We start from the raw sequence: 18,051 nt of genomic DNA, 5'->3' as shown, positions 1-18,051 counted from the left end.
CATGATCGAGCGGTGAAAATCCTCTCGATCCAGTCCGCGGTCGCCTTCGGGCACGTGGGCAACTCCGCCGCCGTGTTCCCGCTCCAGCGCATCGGGGTGGAGGTGCTGCCGGTGTACACGGTGAACTTCTCCAACCACACCGGGTACGGCGCGTGGCGCGGGCCGCTGATCAGCCCGGACGACGTCCGCGAGGTGCTGCAGGGCATCGAGGACCGCGGAGTGTTCCCGCAGATCGACGTCGTGCTCTCGGGCTACCAGGGCGGCGAGGGGATCGCGGATGTGATCCTCGAGGCGGTCAAGCGGGTGAAGGCGGCCAACCCCTCGGCGGTGTACTCCTGCGACCCGGTGATGGGCAACGCGAAGTCCGGCTGCTTCGTGGCGCCGGCCATCCCCGTGCTGCTGCGCGACCGGGTGGTGCCGGCCGCCGACATCATCACGCCCAACCAGTTCGAGCTGGGCTTCCTGACCGGCACCGAGCCGGACACGCTGGAGTCCACGCTGGCCTCGGTCGACCTGGTCCGGGCGACCGGCCCACGCACGGTGCTCGTCACCAGTGTCGAGCGCCCCGACCGCGAGGAGGGCACGATCGAGATGCTGGCCGTCGACGACAGCGGCGCGTGGCTCGTGCGGACGCCGTACATCCCGATGAAGGCGAACGGCTCGGGCGACGTGACGGCCGCGCTGTTCACGGCGCATTACCGCCGGACCGGTGATCTCGCGGACGCGCTGGCTCGGACCACCTCGAGCGTCTTCGACCTGCTCGCGCGCACCCACGAGTCGGGGGAGCGCGAGTTGCAGCTCGTCGAGTCGCAGGAGGCCTACGCGCACCCGCGGATGCAGTTCACGCCTGAGCGCGTGGCCTGAGCCAGTCAGCGACCGCCCGTGGGCAGCGACTGGCCCACCAGTGCGGCGGCCTCGTCGACGGTGTCGACCAGGTGGACCGACCTGGCCATCGCGCGATTGGCGGCGAGCGTCTGCAGCAGCGGCCAGACCGGCAGCGTCATCGACCAGTAGTCCACGCCCACCAAGATGATCGGGATCTGGGTCGCGGGGTCGCCGTAATAGTTCGGCGTGACGGCCTGGAAGATCTCCTGGACCGTGCCGGCGGCGCCGGGCAGGTAGATGATGCCGCCGCGGGCGCGGCCGAGCAGGACGTCCTCGCGCTGGGCGTTGGAGAAGTACTTGGCGATCGACGACGCGAAGACGTTCGGCGGCTCGTGGCCGTAGAACCAGGTCGGGATCGACACGCCGCCGTCGCCGGGGAACTGACGGCGGACCGCCATGCCCGCCCCGGCCCAGGCGCCGATCGACGGGCGGAAGGACGGGGCTGCGGCAAGCAGGTCGAGGGCCGTGTCGAGCGCGGCGTCGTCGTACGCGGCGAGGCTGGAGCCCAGGTTCGCGGCTTCCATCGCGCCCGGGCCGCCGCCGGTGGCGACGGTCAGGCCGGCGCGGGACAACGAGCGGCCGAGCAGCACCGCCGACCGGTACGTCGGGTCGCCGCGCTTGATCCCGTGCCCGCCCATCACGCCGATCCAGGGCCGCCCGTCGGGCATCTCGTGCAGCGCGTCGGCGATCGAGTGGTCGTGCAGCGCGGCCGCCAGCGTCCGGCTGGTGTCGCCCTTCTCGTCGTGCTGCCGGGACCAGGCGTAGATCCGGGCGTCCGGCGTCGCCTCGTAGCCGGCGTCGAGCCCGGCGTACAGCTCGTCGGCGTCGTACAGGACGCCGCGGTACGGGTCGAACGGCAGTTCCGGGATGGCCGGGAAGACCAGGCCGCCACCGCCACGGATCCAGGCCTCGGCCTGGTCGTCGAGCGTGCAGCCGAGGAACAGCGAGCCCGTCGGGGCCAGACCGAGCAGCGCCGCCGTACGGCCGGACAGGTCGACCGACTGGACCCGCCAGCCCGCCATCGAGGTCGCTCCGGCGGCCAAAATCTCGTCGAAGTGGGCGAGGGACTCGATGTCCACGTGCGGGATGCTCGGCTGGGTCACCCGTGCACCCTAATAGGAGAGGGCTGTCAGTCAGCACCGAGATGAGGTATTGCTAAGACATGACACATGCGGAGCTGTGGGAGCGTCACCAGGCCGTCATGCCGGACTGGCTCGCGTTGTACTACGAGGAGCCGATCGAGATCGTCAGCGGCTCCGGGCGCCGGGTCACCGACGGGGAGGGCAAGCAGTACCTGGACTTCTTCGCCGGCATCCTGACCAACGCGATCGGGTACGACGTCGCCGAGATCTCCGAGGCGGTCCGCGAGCAGCTGGCCAGCGGTGTCGCGCACACCTCCACGGTGTACCTGATCCGCCGCCAGATCGAGCTGGCCGAGAAGATCTCCGAGCTGTCCGGGATCAAGGACGCGAAGGTCTTCTTCACCAACTCCGGCACCGAGGCGAACGAGGCCGCGCTGCTGCTCGCGACCCAGAAGCGCCGCTCCAACCAGGTGCTCGCGATGCGCAACTCCTACCACGGGCGCGGCTTCGGCACGGTCGCGGTGACCGGCAACCGCGGCTGGTCGGCGAGCAGCCTGTCGCCGGTGAACGTGCAGTACCTGCAGGGCGCGTACCGCTACCGCAGCCCGTTCCGCGACCTGCCCGACGCCGCGTACGTCGAGCGGTGCGTCGACGACCTGCGCGAGGTGATCGCGACGACCACCGCGGGCGACGTCGCCTGCTTGATCGTCGAACCGATCCAGGGCGTCGGCGGGTTCTCCTCGCCGCCGGACGGCCTGTACGGCGCGTTCAAGGAGGTGCTCGACGAGTACGGCATCCTGCTGATCTCCGACGAGGTGCAGACCGGGTGGGGCCGGACCGGTGAGCACTTCTGGGGCATCCAGGCGCACGGCGTCGTACCGGACGCGATGACGTTCGCGAAGGGCCTCGGCAACGGCTTCGCCATCGGGGGAGTGGTCGCGACGCCGGAGCTGATGGACAGCCTGAGCGCGAACTCGCTGTCGACGTTCGGCGGCAACCCGATCTCGACCAGTGCGGCCAAGGCGACGATCGAGTACCTGCTCGATCACGACCTGCAGGCCAACGCCGCCAAGCGGGGTGCGCAGCTGGCCGACGGGCTGCGCGGCATCGCCGACGAGTTCCCGGAGCTGGGCGACGTGCGTGGCAAGGGGCTGATGCTGGCCGCCGAGATCGTCAGGCCCGACGACCAGGCGCCGGACGCCGCGACGACGGCCAAGCTCCAGCAGGAGGCGAAGAACCGCGGCCTGCTGATCGGCAAGGGCGGCCTCTACGGCAACGTGCTGCGGATGGCGCCGCCGATGACGCTGACCGAGCCGGAGACCACCGAGGCGATCGAGATCCTCCGGGAGTCGTTCAACACCCTGCGTTAGCCGGCGTACCGCTGGTGGTCGGCGAGCACCTCGTCGATCACCAGCCGGTTCACGTCGACGCTCTCACCGTCCGCCATCACGATCAGCGCCTTCCACAACGCCCAGCCACGGGCCCGCGCCCACGTCTCCGCGTCCTGATCGACCGTACGGCGAAAAGCCTCGCGGCTCTCGCCGGACAACATCGTCCAGGCGATCACCAGATCGCAGGCCGGGTCGCCGACACCCGACGTACCGAAGTCGATGACGGCCGACAGTCGCCCGTCCTGGACCAGAAGGTTGCCGCTGGCAATGTCTCCGTGGAACCACACCGGCGGCCCGTCGAACCGGCTCGCCAGCGCCGCCTCCCAGACCTCCGTGGCGGCCTCCACCTCGACCTGTCCGGCCAGCGTGACCAGCGCCGCACGCGTCTGGTCGTCGTAGTACGCCGGTGGCCCACCGCGATGGAAGTTGTGCGGTCCTGGCAGGGGCCCGCCGGTCGCGTCGCACGCCTGCAGCGCCAGGATGAACTCCGCCACGGCCTCGGCGAACTCGGTCAGATCCGAGATGCGCTCGAGCGACGAGGTCTCTCCGTCGATCCACCGCCGGATCGACCAGTGGAAGGGATAGCCCTCACCCGGCATGCCTCGGCCCAGCAACTCAGGCACCGGCACCGGCAGGAACGGCGCCAACCGCGGAAGCCACTCTTCCTCTTTGTCCACCGCCGGCGCGTACGCCGCGGCACTCGGCAGCCGCACCGTCATCGAGTCACCCAGCCGGTAGGTCCGGTTGTCCCACCCGTCCACCTTCACCGGCTCCACCGGCAGCTCGGCCCACTGCGGAAACTGGGCCTTCACCAGCCGCTTCACCAGCCCGGCGTCGATCCCGCCTCGCCCGTCCACAGAAGTCATCCGAAAAGTCTCACGGCCCGCCCAGCAGCACGCAACGCAGTTTCCGGGACCTTCGCTCACTCCCGGGGTGGGCACCCACGACGCGGCCGTGAGCACCCACCCGAAGGGAGCTGCCGGATCCGCTAGGTCGTACAGCCCTTGCACGGGAGGTATCCGAGGTCCTCCTCGTGGACGTTCTTCCAGGTCTGACCGGCCGAGTAGGTGATCTTCGCGTAGGTGTAGTTGCCGCGCTTGTCGTTGGGCTTCGGCATGGTCGGGACGGAGGTGCGCAACTGGTGGCCCTCGCTGACGTTCACCGAGCCGCTGGAGGTGGCCCAGTACTCGCCGTTGACGTAGACGTCGATCCGCCAGTTCGCCTTGATGGCGCAGTCACCGGTTACGGTCACGGTGCCGCTGCGGCCCTGGGTCGACGTGCTCCAGTCCGCTCCGGTCGTTCCGCAGAAGTCCCAGCCGGCGCTGGCGGCGTTGGCCGGGGCGATCCCTGGTGCGAGCACCAGCATCGCCAGACCGGTCAGTGTCGAGACGAAGGTTTTGGCTGTCGTGTGCATGTCGATCTCCCCGAGCTGTGATGGTTACGGTGCGGCGGTCTTGAAACAGGAGTTCTTGTCCTTCGACGCCGCCTCGTTCTTGTTGTCGGGGAAGTAGAGGATCGACTTCGCCTTCACACAGACCGACTTCTTCGCCGCGGCCGGCGTCGCGTCGATGATGATGGTCTTGTCGTAGCCCTGGTTGACGTACCCGGTGTGCTCGAACAGCAGGTACTTGCCTTCGAACGGGCGGGGGCTGATCTCGTTGGTGTACCGCTTCGGCCACTTGTCCGGGGTGCAGTTCATCGACGTGTTGACAACCCACCAGCCGCCGGTCTGATCGTTGTCGAAGGTGTAGTGGACGCTGATCTCACCGCAACGCCAGGACAGCTCCGGGGTCGCCTGGGCCGGTGGGGCCGTGGCGACGGGTACCAGCGCCAGTGCGGCGGCCGCGGACAGCACAGCTCGTGCTCGCATGCGTTTCGTCCTCTCGGTCGGGACTGATCCGCTCAGTGTTGTCATAGGCAACTAAAGCTGTCCACGCGGCGCCGCCGTGATTGCAGGAAGTGGCAGATTGTCACAACGGCCGAGACGAAAACGCAACAGGCACCCGTACCTGACGTACGGGTGCCTGTGACAAAGCTGTGGATCCGGTCAGACGTGCCCTGGTGTGGTGGGCACCGCCGCGGCGGCGGCGTTCGCCGCCGTGCCCTGGTCGACCTGGTCCGGGGCGATCGGGCCGCCGGCCGAGCGGCCGCGGCGGCGGGTGCGCTGCTCGACGCGGACGGCGAGGGAGCCGAGCATCCAGTTGACGAGCACGAAGATCGCGCCGACCACGATCAGGGCCGGCAGCAGGTTGCTCTTGTAGTTGCCGATCTGCTCGGCCTTACGGAGCAGTTCCTCGTAGGTGATGATGTAGCCCAAGGCGGTGTCCTTGAGCACGACCACCAGCTGGCCGACGATCGCCGGCAGCATCGCTGTGACCGCCTGCGGCAGCAGAACCAGCCGCATCGTCTTGCCCGTCGTCAGGCCGACCGCCAGCGCCGCCTCGTTCTGGCCCTTCGGCAACGAGTGCACCCCGGAGCGCACCAGTTCGGCCACGACCGATCCGTTGTACAGGGTGAGGCCGGTGATGACCGCGGCCAGCGCCAGCCGGTCCGGCGGGAACGTCTCGTAGAAAGCGAACAGCGCGTAGGTGAACAGCATCATCAGCAGCACCGGAACGGCGCGGAAGAACTCCACCACGATGCTGCAGGGCCAGCGGATCCAGGCTGCCGAGGACAGCCGGCCGACGCCCAGGAGCCCGCCCAGTGTCAAGGCCAGCACCATCGCGATGGCCGCGGCGGTGAGCGTGCCGACCAGGCCGGGGATCAGGTACTCGGTCCAGATCTCCCCGGTCAGGAAGGGTTCCCACTTCGCCGCGGTGAGCTGGCCTTTCTCGTTCAGTTTGTCGATCACGAACCACAGCACCAGCAGCAGGCCGACGATGCTGGCGACGCCGATCACCGCGTACCGCCGGCGCGCCCGCGGGCCCGGTGCGTCGAACAGGACACTGGAGCTCATCGCTTCACCGCCAACCGCTTGGACAACGAGGTGAACAAGATGCCGACCGGCAGGGTGAGGATGACGAAGCCGACGGCGAAGATGCCGAACACCACGAAGATCACGTCGGGCCGGTTCTCCATCATCACCTTCATCACCGCCGACGCCTCGGTGACACCGATGACGGAGGCGACCGTCGAGTTCTTGGTCAGCGCGATCAGGACGTTGCCGAGCGGCGCGATCGCCCCCCGGAAGGCCTGCGGCAGCACGACGTACCGCAAGGTCTTGAGGAACGGCAGTCCGATCGCACGGGCCGCCTCGGCCTGGCCGAGCGGGACTGTGTTGACCCCGCTACGGATCGCCTCGGCGACGAACGCGGCGTGGTACACCGACAGTCCGAGCACGGCGAGGCGGAAGTTGTTGTCGTCGATCGACGTCGGGGAGTTCTGGTCGGCCAGCGAGATCCCGAGTTGCAGGAACAGGCCCAGGTTGCAGAACACGATCACCAACGTGAGCGGGGTGTTGCGGACGATGTTGACGTAGGCGGTGCCGATCAGTTGCAGCACGCGGATCGGCGAGACCCGCATCACCGCCACGACGGTGCCGATGACGAGCGCCAGCAGCGCCGACACCAACGTCAGGTAGATCGTCTGCCTGAAGGCTCCGAGGCCGTCGTACTCGGAGAAGAACTCGGAGATCACATCCATGGTGCTCCCGCTGGGGATCGAGGTCGAGACCCGCCGGTGGGGAGGAACCGTCGCCGGTCCCTCCCCACCGGATCGTCAGGTCAGGCGCAGGTTTCGAAGGTCTTCGCCGGGTTCGTCGCCGGGTCGAGCTTCAGCCCGGCCGGGCCGAGGTTCTTGTCGACCGCCTTCTGCCACTCGCCGGAGTCGATCATCTTCTTGAGCGCGTCGTTGACCTTGGTGCAGGTCTCGGTGTCGCCCTTCTTCAGACCGACACCGTAGCGCTCGGTGGAGAAGGTCTTGCCGACCACCTTGAACTTGCCGGCGTTCGCGGCCTGGGCGGCGTAGCCGGCCAGAATCGTGTTGTCGGTGGTGACGGCGTCGATCGCGCCACTGGCCAGCGCCTCCACGCACTTGGAGTACGTGTCGTACTTCTGCAGCTGCACCGTCTTGGCGAACTGGTCGGCGACCTTCTGCGCCGAGGTCGATCCGGTGACCGAGCACAGCTTCTTGCCGTTCAGCGTCTCGGGTCCGGTGATCGAGGTCTCGTCGGCCTTCACCAGCAGGTCCTGCCCGGCGACCAGGTACGGGCCGGCGAAGGAGACCTTCTCCTTGCGGCTGTCGGTGATCGAGTAGGTGGCGAAGATCATCTTCACCTGGCCGTTGCCGAGCAGCGTCTCGCGCTGCGGCGAGGGCGCTTCCTTGAACTCGATGTTGCCTTCCTCGAAGCCCATCTCCTTGGCGACGTACTTGGCCACGTCGACGTCGAGGCCGGTGTAGTTCGACCCCTCCTTCAGACCGAGGCCGGGCTGGTCGTACTTGATGCCGATGGTGATCTTGTCACCACTCGACCCGGAGCCACCGGCGCCGGTGTCGTCACCGCACGCGGTGAGGCTGGTCGCGGCCAGGACCGTGATGCCGAGGGCAGCGATGATCCGCTGTCGCATGGTGGTTCTCCTCCAGTGTTTCGATACTGCTCGGGAACTGCGGGCGGCGGTCAGTGGGTGAGGATCTTGGACAGGAAGTCCTGCGCCCGCTGGGTCTGCGGGTCGGTGAAGAACTTCTCCGGCTCGGCTTCCTCGACGATCTGTCCGTCGGCCATGAAGACGACCCGGTCGGCGGCCCGCCGGGCGAAGCCCATCTCGTGGGTGACCACGACCATCGTCATGTTCTGCTTGGCGAGTCCGACCATCACGTCGAGGACCTCGTTGATCATCTCCGGGTCCAGCGCCGAGGTCGGCTCGTCGAACAGCATCACCTTCGGGTCCATCGCCAGCGCGCGGGCGATCGCGACTCGTTGCTGCTGGCCACCGGACAGCTGGGCCGGATACTTGTCGGCCTGGCTGGCGACGCCGACCCGCTCGAGCAGGGCCCGAGCGTTCTTCTCGGCCTCCGCCCGGGACTGGCCGCGGACCTTGGTCGGGCCGAGCGTGACGTTCTGCAGGATCGTCTTGTGCGCGAACAGGTTGAACGACTGGAAGACCATGCCGACGTCGGCGCGCAGCTTGGCCAGCGCCTTGCCCTCGCTGGGCAGCGGCTGGCCGTCCAGTGTGATCGTGCCGGTGTCGATCGGCTCCAGCCGGTTGATCGCGCGGCACAGCGTCGACTTGCCGGACCCGGACGGACCGATCACGACGACGACCTCGCCCTTGCCGATGGACAGGTTGATGTCCTTCAGCACGTGCAGGTCCCCGAAGTGCTTGTTGACGCCGGTCAGGGACACCAGGCCGGTCTTCACCGGAACGGTGTTCGTCGAGGTGACGGAATCGTTCATGGCGTGAACCTAGCCGAGGCGGGGGTTGCCTCGCACGGCCCCCCGATTCCACGGAGGTAACGATCTGCGACGGTGAGCGCGGACTGTGACGCGGTGGTCACAGTCCGCGCGTTGTCGCTCGATGTCAGGACTTGCTGTCCGGATTCGGTCTCACCGCTCGGGTCGGTGCCCGCCGCAGCACCCGCCCGCCGCGAGCGCCCGTCCGGCCGGCGGAGCCTGTACGGCGGCCTCGACGTCGGTCAGCATCCGCGCGCGGGCCGCGGGGGAGATCACCCGGCCGCGGGTGACCACCGTGTGGATCCGGCGGGTGTTGCGGATGTCGAGCAGCGGATCGGCGTCCAGCACGACCAGGTCGGCGAGCTTGCGTGGGGCAACCGATCCCAGATCGTCGCTCAGGCCGAGGAACCGGGCCGGCTCGACGGTCGCGGCGTACAGGGCCTGGCGCGGGGTGGCCCCGGAGCCGACCAGCAGCTCGAGTTCGTCGTGCAGGGCGAAGCCGGGCACCGTCCACGGCGTGCCGGTGTCGGTGCCGGTCAGGACGGGCACGCCGTGGGCGAACAGTTGGCCGACGAAGCGTTGCCGGTAGTTCCACATCCGCTGTTGCCGGGCGATCTCCTCCGCTGGGCGGTTGGCGGTGTAGAGCTCGGCCAGCACGTACTCGTACGTGGCGATCGAGTCCGCGCTCAGGTACTTGGCGACGGCCGGTCGAGCCCGGTGAAGTCGGGCCGGTCCAGCACGTTGTGCATGGTCAGCGTCGGCGTGATCCGGGTTCGGTTGCGGCGCAGCAGCCCGAAGACCTCGGCGGCCCGGGCCGGGCTGAAGGAGTTCGCGGCGATCCACTCGATCGGATGCACCTGGCGGAACCAGCTGTTGTAGTCGCCGGTTCTGATCGTGATGGCGCGCTGCATCCGGCGGACCTCGGCCGCGCGGCTGGAGACCGAGAGGGCCAGCGCGTGGATGTGCTCGATGCTGCGCTGGCCGCCGGAGCTGACCTCCTGGATCGAGACCTGGTCCGGCGCGTGGCCGTGCACGGTCAGCCCCACCCGCCGCGCCTCGTCCAGAATCGCCCGGTACGCCGCCGGCCCCAGCCGCGAGTACACCTTGACGAAGTCGGCGCCCTCCGCCTTCACCCGCCGTACGGCGGCCCGCGCGCCCGCCTCGTCGTTCACCACCAGGACGTGCAGCAGGTTCGGGTCCCACAGCGTCGGGTCGCCGTCGACGATCTGGCTGGCCACGACCATCCGCGGCCCGAGCAACGTGCCGGCGTCGATCCGGTCGCGCCAGCCGTACAGCACCGGATCCGTCACGGCCATCTCGCGAACGGTGGTCACGCCGTTGGCCAGGTACAGCGGCGGCGAGACGTGCTCGTCGCCGAGGCTGTGCACGTGCATGTCGGCCAGGCCGGGGACGACGAACTTCCCGGTCAGGTCGAGCTCGGTGGCGCCGCGCGGCACCGGGATACGGCCGACGCCGATGATCCGGTCGCCACTGATCAGCACGGTCTGCCGGCGGGCGCGGTGCCCGGTGGCGACGTCGATCACGGTAACACCGGTGAGGGCGGTGATCCGGTTGGTCCCGACGGTGGCCAGCGGGGCGACCAGCGCGGCGGCGGGGGAGGAGGCGGTGAAGGTGCCGCCGGCGACGACGGCGGCGGCTCCGGCAGCGGAACGGGCGAGGAACTGACGGCGAGAGCTGTTCATGCCTCTCACTGTCCCGGCCCGGAGCATCCGGGTCAGGGGGTGCAGGCAGCCAGCCCAGGTAGGGAAATGTCCACCCCGGGACGTACGCTTGGTGGCTGTTATGCGTACCTATGAGGTCCGCACCTACGGGTGCCAGATGAACGTGCACGACTCCGAGCGCCTGCGCGGGCTGCTGGAGGACGCCGGCTACGTCCGCGCGCCCGAGGGCGACCAGGCCGACGTGGTCGTCTTCAACACCTGCGCGGTCCGGGAGAACGCCGACAACAAGTTGTACGGCAACCTCGGTCACCTGGCGCCGGTGAAGGCCAAGAAGCCGGGCATGCAGATCGCCGTCGGCGGCTGCCTGGCGCAGAAGGACAAGGCCACCATCACGAAGAAGGCGCCCTGGGTGGACGTCGTGTTCGGCACCCACAACATCGGCTCCCTGCCGGTGCTGCTGGAGCGGGCCCGGATCGCCGAGGAGTCCCAGGTCGAGATCCTGGAGTCCCTGGACGTCTTCCCGTCGACGCTGCCGACCCGCCGCGAGTCGCCGTACTCGGCGTGGGTCTCGGTCAGCGTCGGGTGCAACAACACCTGCACGTTCTGCATCGTGCCCGCGCTGCGCGGCCGGGAGAAGGACCGCCGGCCGGGTGACGTGCTGGCCGAGGTCGAGGCGCTGGTCGCCGAGGGCGTGCTCGAGGTGACGTTGCTCGGCCAGAACGTGAACTCCTACGGCGTCGAGTTCGGCGACCGGTACGCGTTCTCGAAGCTGCTGCGCGCCTGCGGGCAGATCGACGGGCTGGAGCGGGTCCGCTTCACCTCGCCGCACCCGCGCGACTTCACCGCCGACGTGATCGAGGCGATGGCGCAGACGCCGAACGTGATGCCCTCGCTGCACATGCCGCTGCAGTCGGGCTCGGACCAGATCCTGAAGACGATGCGGCGCTCGTACCGGCGGGACCGCTACCTGAAGATCATCTCCGACGTTCGCGCGGCGATGCCGGACGCGGCGATCACCACCGACATCATCGTCGGCTTCCCCGGGGAGACCGAGGAGGACTTCCAGGGGACGCTCGACGTGGTCCGGCAGGCGCGGTTCGCCGGGGCGTTCACGTTCCAGTACTCCAAGCGCCCGGGCACTCCGGCGGAGTCGATGGACAACCAGGTCCCGCGCGAGGTCGTCCAGGAGCGCTACGAGCGGCTGGTCGCGCTGCAGGACGAGATGGCCTGGACCGAGAACAAGGCCCTGGTCGGCCGGTCGCTGGAGGTCCTGGTCGCGGAGGGCGAGGGGCGCAAGGACGCCACCACCCACCGGCTGTCCGGCCGCGCCCGCGACAACCGCCTGGTGCACTTCGCGCTGCCCGAGGGCGTCGAGCGTCCGCGCCCGGGCGACATGGCCACCGTCGAGGTCACCTACGGAGCCCCGCACCACCTGGTCGCCGACGTCTTCGGTTCGGTACGCCGTACGCGGGCCGGCGACGCGTGGGAGCGCGCGCAGGAGACGCCGGCCTCGGCTGCTCCTGGGGTCATGCTCGGTCTGCCCACCATCGGTCAGCCCGCGCCGCTCGCGCCCGTCACCGGTGGCTGCCAGGTCAACTGATGTCGTCCCCGGAGGCCGAGCCGTTCGCCTCCGGGCGGGACGCCGACGTCTACGCGATCGACGACAACTGGGTCCTGCGCCGGTACCGCAACGGGCATCCCGTGCGGGACGAGGCCGAGTTCATGCGGTGGGTCGGCCGGCACGGGTATCCGGTGCCGGCGGTGGATCGGGTCGACGGTGCCGACATGGTGATCCAGCGGCTCGAAGGGCCGACGCTGGCAGCCGCGGCGGTCGCGGGGGAGGTTGGCCCGGTGGAGGTCGGTGAGCTGCACGCCGAGTTGCATCGGCGCCTGCACGCCATCCCCGCGCCGAGTGGTGCGGCGGGCCGGGTCGTGATGCACGGCGATCTGCACCCGGAGAACGTGCTGCTGACAGCCGACGGCCCAGTGGTGATCGACTGGCGCAACGCCGCGGAAGGCCCGCCGGAGTTCGACGTGGCGATGACCGCGATCATCTTCGCCCAGGTCGCGCTCGCCCCGGCCTTCGCCGAGCTCTCTCCCTTGCTGCGTGCGGCGCTCAGCAGCTACCTCGGCAACTCGATCGACCCGACCCCGCAGCTCCCGGCGGCGCTGGCCTCGCGCGGCCGCAACGTCACGCTCACCCCCGAAGAGCTGGCCCTGCTGCCGCAGCAGGACCAGCTCATCCGTTCGTTGCTCTAGGCGGTCAGGAACTCCCGCGGCTGCAGCGCTCGCTCGACGATGCGCAGTTCGCCGATGTGCCCGGCGAAGGCCTGCTCGATCGTGTTGTCGTAGTGGTTGGCGCCGAGCAGCCAGGGCAGGTTGGCGGTGGCCAGGCCGTTGGAGCGGGTCGACGGGTTGCGGAGCAGCGGCGACGAGTCGACGTACAGGGTGGTGTGGCGGCCGTCGTTCACCACCGCGAGGTGGAACCACGTCCCGGCGACCTGCTCGTGGCCCCAGTTGGTGAAGGTGTCGTTGCGGTCGAGCGGGTAGACCGCCCACTGCACCTGACGCCCGCCGGAGAAGGCGAGGTTGACCACCGGCTCGGACGGGTCGCTGCCGGTCTTGCCCGCGTCCGTGCCGGTGCCCATCCGGCTGAGCAATCCCATCCACGAGTGGTCGGCGCCGTCGTCGAGCAGCTTCACGAACGCCTCGATCGTGTAGCCGCCGCGGAAGGTTTGCCGGTTGAGCGGTGCGTCGGCGGCCGTCGCCAGGTAACCACCACGCGCCGGCTTCTTGCCTCCGGCAAACAACCAGCTGGCGTGCCCGGGCTGCTCGGGGTGGTGCTCGTCCGAAGCGCGCAGGCTGCCGGCCGGACTGCCCGGCAGGTACGCCGTGGTCAGGTGGTTGCCGCGTCCGGAGTGGTCCGTCACCCGCGACTGCACCGGCCCGTCGAACCGCCAGTACGCGACCGTGCCCGGGATCACCAGCTTCGACGCGGGCCGCGCCGGACGGACCGGTACCGGCGCGAACCCGGCGAACCGCTCGGCGAAGTCGATCGGCACACTGAAACGGTTCGTGTCGTCGGTCAGCTCGATCTCGTCCTCGGCCAGCAGACTGCGCCGGGCCGGGTCCTGCGCGAGGACCCACGGCGACAGCGTCTCGACGTCGATCACGTTGCGGGCCAGGTCGAAGTGGTAGAGCCGGATCATCCCGCTGCCGCCGTAGTAGCGGTCCTGGTAGTTCGTGATGTGCAGGTGCACGTCGTGGCCGGCCGCGTTCTGCCGGACCACCCGGCCGGACGGCCAGTAGTGACCGTTCAGCGTGAGGAAGATCTGGTCGTTGTCCTTCACCAGCTGATCCCAGACCCGGTTGCCGTGGGCGGAGAACTTCGCGACCGGGTCACCGGCGTCGGCGTACACCATGTCGTGGGTGGTCAGGATGACCGGCAGCCGCGGGTGGTCCGCGATCACCCGGCGGGCCCACGCGAAGCCGGCGTCGGACGGGCGCCAGTCCATCGCGAGCAGCAGCCACTGCCGGCCACCCGCGCGGAAGACGTGGTACGAGTTGTAGCCGTCCGGCGTCGAGCCGCCGTACGTGCTCATCCGGCGGAAGCGCCGCGGACCGAACACGTGCAGGTACGGCGAATCGCCGCGCTGGTCGTCCTTCGAGGCGTCGATGTCGTGGTTGCCGGCCAGCACGCTGTAGGGCAGCCGGGCCCGGTCGAGAACGCCGAAGACCGGGTCGGCCTGTGCGAACTCCGAGGCCTGCGCGTTCTCGACCACGTCGCCGAGGTGGGCGGTGAACACGACGTTCTCGGCCGCGCGGTGCTCGACCAGGTACCGGAAGCTGGCGGTCAGCGGCGCGGCGTCGCCCCGGTCGAGATCGAACAGATACTGCGTGTCCGGTACGACGGCCAGCGTGAACCGCGGGTTGTCCGGATCGGCACCCCGGCCCCCGGCCGCTGAGTCGGTCGCGCCGACCGAGGGCTCGGCCGCGGCGACCCCGGGAATCAATGCTGCGCCGGCGCCAAGCGCGCCCGCCTGCAGGATCCGCCTGCGGCTGGTTCCGTCGTACTGCTGGTCCATCGATGCCTCCACGAGTTCACTGACAACGCAGGAACTGTAGAGGTGGTTGCCTCCGGCCCGGTGAACAGCGGGCGAACCGGCGGGGGCGGGTGGATCAGTCGGCGAAGCCCTCGGCGATCACCGCAGGGAGATCGCCCGTGCGCAGCCCCTCCAGGACGCGCGCCTCGTGCGGGACGACGGGGTCGGGCAGCTGGTCGAGCCGGTACCAGCCGAGCGCATCGGCCTTGCCGGGCTCCATCGAGGTCGGCTCGCCGGTCCAGCGGGTGGCGGTGAAGAAGAAGTCGACCCGCTCGTCGATCGGGTCGCCGTTGCCGCCGGTGCGGTGCATCGCGGTGAGCGGGAGCAGGTCGGCGGGATCGATGTCGACCCCGACCTCCTCGAGCACCTCGCGCCTTGCCGCGGCCAGCACCGACTCGCCTCGCTCGACGTGCCCGGCGGGGACGGCCCAGTAGCCGTCCATGTAGCCGGTGTTGGCCCGCAGCAGCATCAGCACCTCGTCACCGCGCCGCAGGACGACGTACGCCGCCGGAACCACCTGAAATCGCTCCACGTCGAGAACCCTAGACGTCACCGGCGACAGTCCGGTCCGCGCGGCCCGGACCGATGCTTGCCCAGGGCACCCGAAACGTGCCGAAGGGCCGCAGGAAACTCCTGCGGCCCTTCGTCTGCTCCCGGGATCAGGCCGGCTTCGGGCTGTTGGTGATGTCGTCGTCCTGACCGTCCAGACCGTCGAGACGGTCCTTGGCGACGTCGACACCCTGGTCGATCTTGTCGCCGTACTTGCCACCGGTCTTGTCGTCAACGAAGTCGCCGGCCTTGTCGAGTCCGCCGCCGACCTTGTCGCCGTGCTGATCGACCAGGTCGGTCGCCTTGTCCTTCAGGTCCTCGGCCTTGCCCTTGAACTTGTCGAAGATGCCCATCTGGGTTCCCGTTCCTAGCGTAGTGAACTGCTTACAGACAGCTAGCGGGATCATCGCACCTGCGAGGCCGAACCTGTGGGAGGTGCTTCAGTTCCCGCCGCCGCTTTCCACGTCGCCGCCGCTCTCGACGTCCCCACCGCTCTCGACGTCGCCACCGCTCTCGAGGTCACCACCGGAGTCACCGCCCTTGGTGCCCTTCAGTTCCACGTCACCGCCGCTCAGCTGCGGGCCGTTGTCCAGCGCGTCCTTGGCCGCCGCGGTCTCTTCCTCGAACTGGTTCGTCACTGCGAATTCCCTCCCGGTTGGTGGTCTGAACTGCTCCTGTTCCTACCGAACGAACCGGTTCTCCACAACCCCCACCCGTCGCTCTTGTCCCAGAGTTCACGCCGTGCGGGCGGCACCGGCCCGCGCACTGTCACACTGGACCGATGGCCGCACCACTCGTCGTCGCCGTCGTCGGTCCCACCGCGGCCGGCAAGTCCGACCTGTCCGTTGCTCTGTGCAAGCACCTGGGCGGTGAGGTGGTCAGCGCCGACGCCTACCAGGTCTACCGCGGGATGGACATCGGCACGGCCAAGATCACCCCGGCCGAGCGGGCCGGCGTACCGCATCATCTGCTCGACGTCCTGGACGTCACGCAGACCGCGACGGTCGCGGAGTTCCAGCAGCTGGCCCGGTCGGCGATCGACGACTGCCTGCGCCGTCAGGTGGTGCCGGTCCTGGCCGGCGGTTCGGCGCTGTACGTCCGCGCGATCCTCGACGAGTTCGAGTTCCCCGGCACCGATCCGGAGCTCCGGGCCCGGCTCGAGCAGGAGCTCGCCGAGCACGGCTCCGGCGTACTGCACCAGCGGCTGGCCGAGCGCGATCCCGCGGCCGCCGCGCAGATCCTGCCGAGCAACGGCCGCCGGATCGTCCGCGCGCTGGAGGTCATCGAGATCACCGGAGCGCCGTACGCCGCGACGCTGCCCGGGCACACCTCGATCTATCCGGGCGCGGTCCAACTCGGGCTCGACGTGCCGCGCCCCGAGCTCGACGAGCGGATCGGCCGGCGGGTGGACCGGATGTTCGAGCAGGGCTTCGTCGACGAGGTGCGCGGGCTGATCGACCAGGGCCTGCTCGACGGCCGTACGGCGAACCGCGCGCTGGGCTACCCGCAGGTGATCGCTCTGCTGCGCGGCGAGCTGTCCGAAACCGAGGCCCGCGAGCAGACCGCCCAGGCGACCCGCCGCTTCGCCCGCCGGCAGGACTCGTGGTTCCGCAAGGACCCGAGGATCATCTGGCTCCCGTACGACGCCCCCGATCTGGTCGATCGGGCAATTCGTGCCCTCGAAGGCAACCAAAAGGGCACCCAGGACGTAGACGGGATGGAAGAAAGCCTGGGGGCTGTGGATGCGAGGGGGTGACCGCGAGGCCGAGTTCCGTGAGTACGTGCTCGCGGACCGCACCAGACTGTTGCGAACGGCGTTGCTGCTCACCGCGGGGGATGTGCACACCGCCGAGGACCTGGTACAGACCGCGTGCACCCGGGTGTACGTGCACTGGCACCGGATCCGGCACGAGGGCGCCGGGCCGTATGCGCACCGGATCCTGGTGAACGCGTTCCTGGACGAACGCCGGCGCAGTGGGCGCCATCCCGAGGTGATGACGGCCGAGCCGTTCGAGCCGCGGGAGTCCGACGTCACCGATCACACGGACCTGCTGGCGGTCCGGAGCGCGCTGCTGGACCTGGCGCCACGGCAGCGTGCGGTGCTGGTGCTGCGCTACTTCCAGGATCTCGACGTGGCGACCTGCGCACGGATCCTGGAGTGCACCGAGGGCACCGTGAAGAGCCAGACCGCGAAAGCGCTGAAGAGACTGAGGGAACTGATGGCCGACGACCAGGCCTCGGACCCTGCGACGGGGAGTAGTTGACGTGGACGACGTGAAGAGGCTGCTGGAGCAGTTCGCCGACCGAACGGCCGACGGCCTGCCCCCGGCGGACGTGGACGCGGACGTGGCCCGCGGGCGCCGGGCGTTGCGCCGGATCAAGGCGCGCCGCCGGGTCACCGGTGTGCTGTGCGTGGCCGCGGCGACCACCGCCGTCCTGGTGGCCGGTGACCAGACGCAGTGGTGGGGCGGTGGCGAGACGGAGGTCGCCACCGATGCCACCACGCCGCCGCCGAAGCCCAGTGCCGCGACGGCGGGCTCGGCGGCACCCTCGACGGCGACCGACGGCGGCAAGGTCACGACGTTCTCGAAGGCGGGGGTTCAACTGGTCAGCAACCCGGAGCCCTGGAACTCGATCGCCTGCACCCTCAGTCCGCGGGGCTGGACTGCCTCCCCGCGGACCGACGGCAAACGGGTCGTCCTGACCCCGCCGAGCGCGCGCACGGCCGAAGCGGCCGCACAGCTGGAACTGTTCGCGGCCGACGCGCCGCAGTCGTTGAGCGGGGTCCGCGCGGTCGAGTCCGGCGGCAAGGTCTTCCACCTGGGCAATGTCGACGGCCGCGCGGTCGGTCAGGTCGAGCTCGGCGGGAGCTGGCTGATCGCCCGGTTGCCGATCGAGCACCAGGACTGGAACGACGACCTGGTCCGCCGCTTCCTGGATTCCTGCACGGTTTCCTGACGCGCCAAGACT

At 69.5% G+C, this 18,051-nt stretch carries 21 protein-coding genes; 7 read left to right on the top strand and 14 right to left on the bottom strand.

The genetic code is table 11. The annotated features are described in order from the left end of the window. Nucleotides 1-12: 12 nt before the first annotated feature. Entirely contained in the window at nt 13-864 is an 852-nt protein-coding gene (pdxY, locus tag BWI15_RS02795; RefSeq protein ID WP_077012689.1) for a pyridoxal kinase PdxY, read from the top strand. A gap of 5 nt (nt 865-869) precedes the next feature. Here pdxY and BWI15_RS02790 read toward each other — a convergent pair whose 3' ends face one another. After that, a complete protein-coding gene (locus tag BWI15_RS02790; protein ID WP_193432129.1) occupies nt 870-1,988 on the bottom strand; it encodes an LOG family protein in 1,119 nt (372 codons plus the stop codon). A 59-nt stretch (nt 1,989-2,047) separates the two neighbouring features. Between BWI15_RS02790 and BWI15_RS02785 the strand changes: the two genes are divergently transcribed. Continuing rightward, nucleotides 2,048-3,337, top strand: a complete 1,290-nt coding sequence (locus BWI15_RS02785) for an aspartate aminotransferase family protein (RefSeq protein ID WP_077012688.1) — start codon at nt 2,048-2,050, stop codon at nt 3,335-3,337. On the opposite strand, the gene BWI15_RS02780 is transcribed toward BWI15_RS02785, so the two are convergent. The 9 genes from BWI15_RS02780 to BWI15_RS02745 all read right to left on the bottom strand — a co-directional run bounded on the left by BWI15_RS02780 (nt 3,334) and on the right by BWI15_RS02745 (nt 10,450). Beyond that, on the bottom strand, nt 3,334-4,224 hold the full coding sequence (locus BWI15_RS02780; RefSeq protein WP_077012687.1) for an aminoglycoside phosphotransferase family protein: 891 nt from the start codon (nt 4,222-4,224) through the stop codon (nt 3,334-3,336). The two genes, BWI15_RS02785 and BWI15_RS02780, sit on opposite strands and share 4 nt — an antisense overlap. A gap of 122 nt (nt 4,225-4,346) precedes the next feature. Next, nucleotides 4,347-4,772: a hypothetical protein gene (locus tag BWI15_RS02775; RefSeq protein ID WP_077012686.1), complete on the bottom strand. Its 426-nt coding sequence runs from the start codon at nt 4,770-4,772 to the stop codon at nt 4,347-4,349. 24 nt (nt 4,773-4,796) lie between these two features. Beyond that, the gene (locus BWI15_RS02770) at nt 4,797-5,228 is read right to left on the bottom strand and encodes a hypothetical protein (protein ID WP_143465380.1); all 432 of its coding nucleotides are present in this window, start codon (nt 5,226-5,228) and stop codon (nt 4,797-4,799) included. 177 nt (nt 5,229-5,405) lie between these two features. Then, nucleotides 5,406-6,314: an amino acid ABC transporter permease gene (locus tag BWI15_RS02765; RefSeq protein WP_077012684.1), complete on the bottom strand. Its 909-nt coding sequence runs from the start codon at nt 6,312-6,314 to the stop codon at nt 5,406-5,408. Further along, nucleotides 6,311-7,000 (bottom strand): amino acid ABC transporter permease, encoded by a 690-nt coding sequence (locus BWI15_RS02760; protein ID WP_077012683.1) that lies wholly within the window; start codon nt 6,998-7,000, stop codon nt 6,311-6,313. Before BWI15_RS02760 ends, BWI15_RS02765 begins: the two co-directional genes overlap by 4 nt. An 80-nt stretch (nt 7,001-7,080) precedes the next feature. After that, the gene (locus tag BWI15_RS02755; protein WP_077012682.1) at nt 7,081-7,923 is read right to left on the bottom strand and encodes a glutamate ABC transporter substrate-binding protein; all 843 of its coding nucleotides are present in this window, start codon (nt 7,921-7,923) and stop codon (nt 7,081-7,083) included. A 50-nt stretch (nt 7,924-7,973) separates the two neighbouring features. Next, nucleotides 7,974-8,702 carry an amino acid ABC transporter ATP-binding protein gene (locus BWI15_RS02750; protein ID WP_193432131.1) on the bottom strand — a complete coding sequence of 243 codons (729 nt, stop codon included), beginning with the start codon at nt 8,700-8,702 and terminating at the stop codon, nt 7,974-7,976. Between the two features lie 198 nt (nt 8,703-8,900). Continuing rightward, on the bottom strand, nt 8,901-9,404 hold the full coding sequence (locus BWI15_RS40000; RefSeq protein ID WP_237771099.1) for an amidohydrolase family protein: 504 nt from the start codon (nt 9,402-9,404) through the stop codon (nt 8,901-8,903). Nucleotides 9,405-9,433: 29 nt separating this feature from the next. Then, on the bottom strand, nt 9,434-10,450 hold the full coding sequence (locus BWI15_RS02745; RefSeq protein ID WP_237771098.1) for an amidohydrolase family protein: 1,017 nt from the start codon (nt 10,448-10,450) through the stop codon (nt 9,434-9,436). Nucleotides 10,451-10,550: 100 nt separating this feature from the next. Here BWI15_RS02745 and miaB point away from each other — a divergent pair, with 100 nt between their 5' ends. Both miaB and BWI15_RS02735 read left to right on the top strand, forming a co-directional pair. Beyond that, nucleotides 10,551-12,029 (top strand): tRNA (N6-isopentenyl adenosine(37)-C2)-methylthiotransferase MiaB, encoded by a 1,479-nt coding sequence (gene miaB / locus BWI15_RS02740; RefSeq protein ID WP_077012680.1) that lies wholly within the window; start codon nt 10,551-10,553, stop codon nt 12,027-12,029. Then, nucleotides 12,029-12,688, top strand: a complete 660-nt coding sequence (locus BWI15_RS02735) for a phosphotransferase (protein ID WP_077012679.1) — start codon at nt 12,029-12,031, stop codon at nt 12,686-12,688. Before miaB ends, BWI15_RS02735 begins: the two co-directional genes overlap by 1 nt. Here BWI15_RS02735 and BWI15_RS02730 read toward each other — a convergent pair. The 4 genes from BWI15_RS02730 to BWI15_RS02715 form a co-directional block, all read right to left on the bottom strand. Next, nucleotides 12,685-14,514 (bottom strand): LamG-like jellyroll fold domain-containing protein, encoded by a 1,830-nt coding sequence (locus BWI15_RS02730; RefSeq protein WP_077012678.1) that lies wholly within the window; start codon nt 14,512-14,514, stop codon nt 12,685-12,687. The genes BWI15_RS02735 and BWI15_RS02730 overlap by 4 nt on opposite strands. Before the next feature lie 94 nt (nt 14,515-14,608). Next, nucleotides 14,609-15,064 (bottom strand): NUDIX hydrolase, encoded by a 456-nt coding sequence (locus BWI15_RS02725; protein WP_077012677.1) that lies wholly within the window; start codon nt 15,062-15,064, stop codon nt 14,609-14,611. 127 nt (nt 15,065-15,191) lie between these two features. Continuing rightward, on the bottom strand, nt 15,192-15,434 hold the full coding sequence (locus BWI15_RS02720) for an antitoxin (protein ID WP_077012676.1): 243 nt from the start codon (nt 15,432-15,434) through the stop codon (nt 15,192-15,194). A gap of 87 nt (nt 15,435-15,521) precedes the next feature. Then, on the bottom strand, nt 15,522-15,719 hold the full coding sequence (locus tag BWI15_RS02715) for a hypothetical protein (RefSeq protein ID WP_077012675.1): 198 nt from the start codon (nt 15,717-15,719) through the stop codon (nt 15,522-15,524). Nucleotides 15,720-15,862: 143 nt separating this feature from the next. On the opposite strand from BWI15_RS02715, the gene miaA reads away from it, so the two are divergent. Genes miaA through BWI15_RS02700 form a run of 3 tightly spaced genes read left to right on the top strand, consistent with a single transcriptional unit; the run spans nt 15,863 to nt 18,039 of the window. Then, nucleotides 15,863-16,837 carry a tRNA (adenosine(37)-N6)-dimethylallyltransferase MiaA gene (miaA, locus tag BWI15_RS02710; protein ID WP_077012674.1) on the top strand — a complete coding sequence of 325 codons (975 nt, stop codon included), beginning with the start codon at nt 15,863-15,865 and terminating at the stop codon, nt 16,835-16,837. Then, nucleotides 16,824-17,345, top strand: a complete 522-nt coding sequence (locus BWI15_RS02705; protein ID WP_077012673.1) for a SigE family RNA polymerase sigma factor — start codon at nt 16,824-16,826, stop codon at nt 17,343-17,345. Before miaA ends, BWI15_RS02705 begins: the two co-directional genes overlap by 14 nt. A gap of 1 nt (nt 17,346) precedes the next feature. Further along, the gene (locus BWI15_RS02700) at nt 17,347-18,039 is read left to right on the top strand and encodes a hypothetical protein (protein WP_077012672.1); all 693 of its coding nucleotides are present in this window, start codon (nt 17,347-17,349) and stop codon (nt 18,037-18,039) included. Nucleotides 18,040-18,051: the final 12 nt, after the last annotated feature.

Source organism: Kribbella sp. ALI-6-A (assembly GCF_001984195.1).
In the GTDB taxonomy this organism is placed as follows: Bacteria; Actinomycetota; Actinomycetes; order Propionibacteriales; family Kribbellaceae; genus Kribbella.
Note: the sequence above shows the minus strand (reverse complement) of the source record. Positions and strands in the feature narration are given on the sequence as shown.

What these genes read in the sequence shown, in the direction of transcription:
- BWI15_RS02735 (WP_077012679.1), top strand. Translation starts at nt 12,029, where the DNA reads ATGTCGTCCCCGGAGGCCGAGCCGTTCGCCTCCGGGCGGGACGCCGAC.
- BWI15_RS02720 (WP_077012676.1), bottom strand. Translation starts at nt 15,434, where the DNA reads ATGGGCATCTTCGACAAGTTCAAGGGCAAGGCCGAGGACCTGAAGGAC.
- BWI15_RS02775 (WP_077012686.1), bottom strand. Translation starts at nt 4,772, where the DNA reads ATGCACACGACAGCCAAAACCTTCGTCTCGACACTGACCGGTCTGGCG.
- BWI15_RS02785 (WP_077012688.1), top strand. Translation starts at nt 2,048, where the DNA reads ATGACACATGCGGAGCTGTGGGAGCGTCACCAGGCCGTCATGCCGGAC.
- BWI15_RS02755 (WP_077012682.1), bottom strand. Translation starts at nt 7,923, where the DNA reads ATGCGACAGCGGATCATCGCTGCCCTCGGCATCACGGTCCTGGCCGCG.
- BWI15_RS02770 (WP_143465380.1), bottom strand. Translation starts at nt 5,228, where the DNA reads ATGCGAGCACGAGCTGTGCTGTCCGCGGCCGCCGCACTGGCGCTGGTA.
- BWI15_RS02705 (WP_077012673.1), top strand. Translation starts at nt 16,824, where the DNA reads ATGCGAGGGGGTGACCGCGAGGCCGAGTTCCGTGAGTACGTGCTCGCG.
- miaA (WP_077012674.1), top strand. Translation starts at nt 15,863, where the DNA reads ATGGCCGCACCACTCGTCGTCGCCGTCGTCGGTCCCACCGCGGCCGGC.
- BWI15_RS02730 (WP_077012678.1), bottom strand. Translation starts at nt 14,514, where the DNA reads ATGGACCAGCAGTACGACGGAACCAGCCGCAGGCGGATCCTGCAGGCG.
- BWI15_RS02760 (WP_077012683.1), bottom strand. Translation starts at nt 7,000, where the DNA reads ATGGATGTGATCTCCGAGTTCTTCTCCGAGTACGACGGCCTCGGAGCC.
- miaB (WP_077012680.1), top strand. Translation starts at nt 10,551, where the DNA reads ATGCGTACCTATGAGGTCCGCACCTACGGGTGCCAGATGAACGTGCAC.
- BWI15_RS02765 (WP_077012684.1), bottom strand. Translation starts at nt 6,314, where the DNA reads ATGAGCTCCAGTGTCCTGTTCGACGCACCGGGCCCGCGGGCGCGCCGG.
- BWI15_RS02745 (WP_237771098.1), bottom strand. Translation starts at nt 10,450, where the DNA reads ATGAACAGCTCTCGCCGTCAGTTCCTCGCCCGTTCCGCTGCCGGAGCC.
- BWI15_RS02780 (WP_077012687.1), bottom strand. Translation starts at nt 4,224, where the DNA reads ATGACTTCTGTGGACGGGCGAGGCGGGATCGACGCCGGGCTGGTGAAG.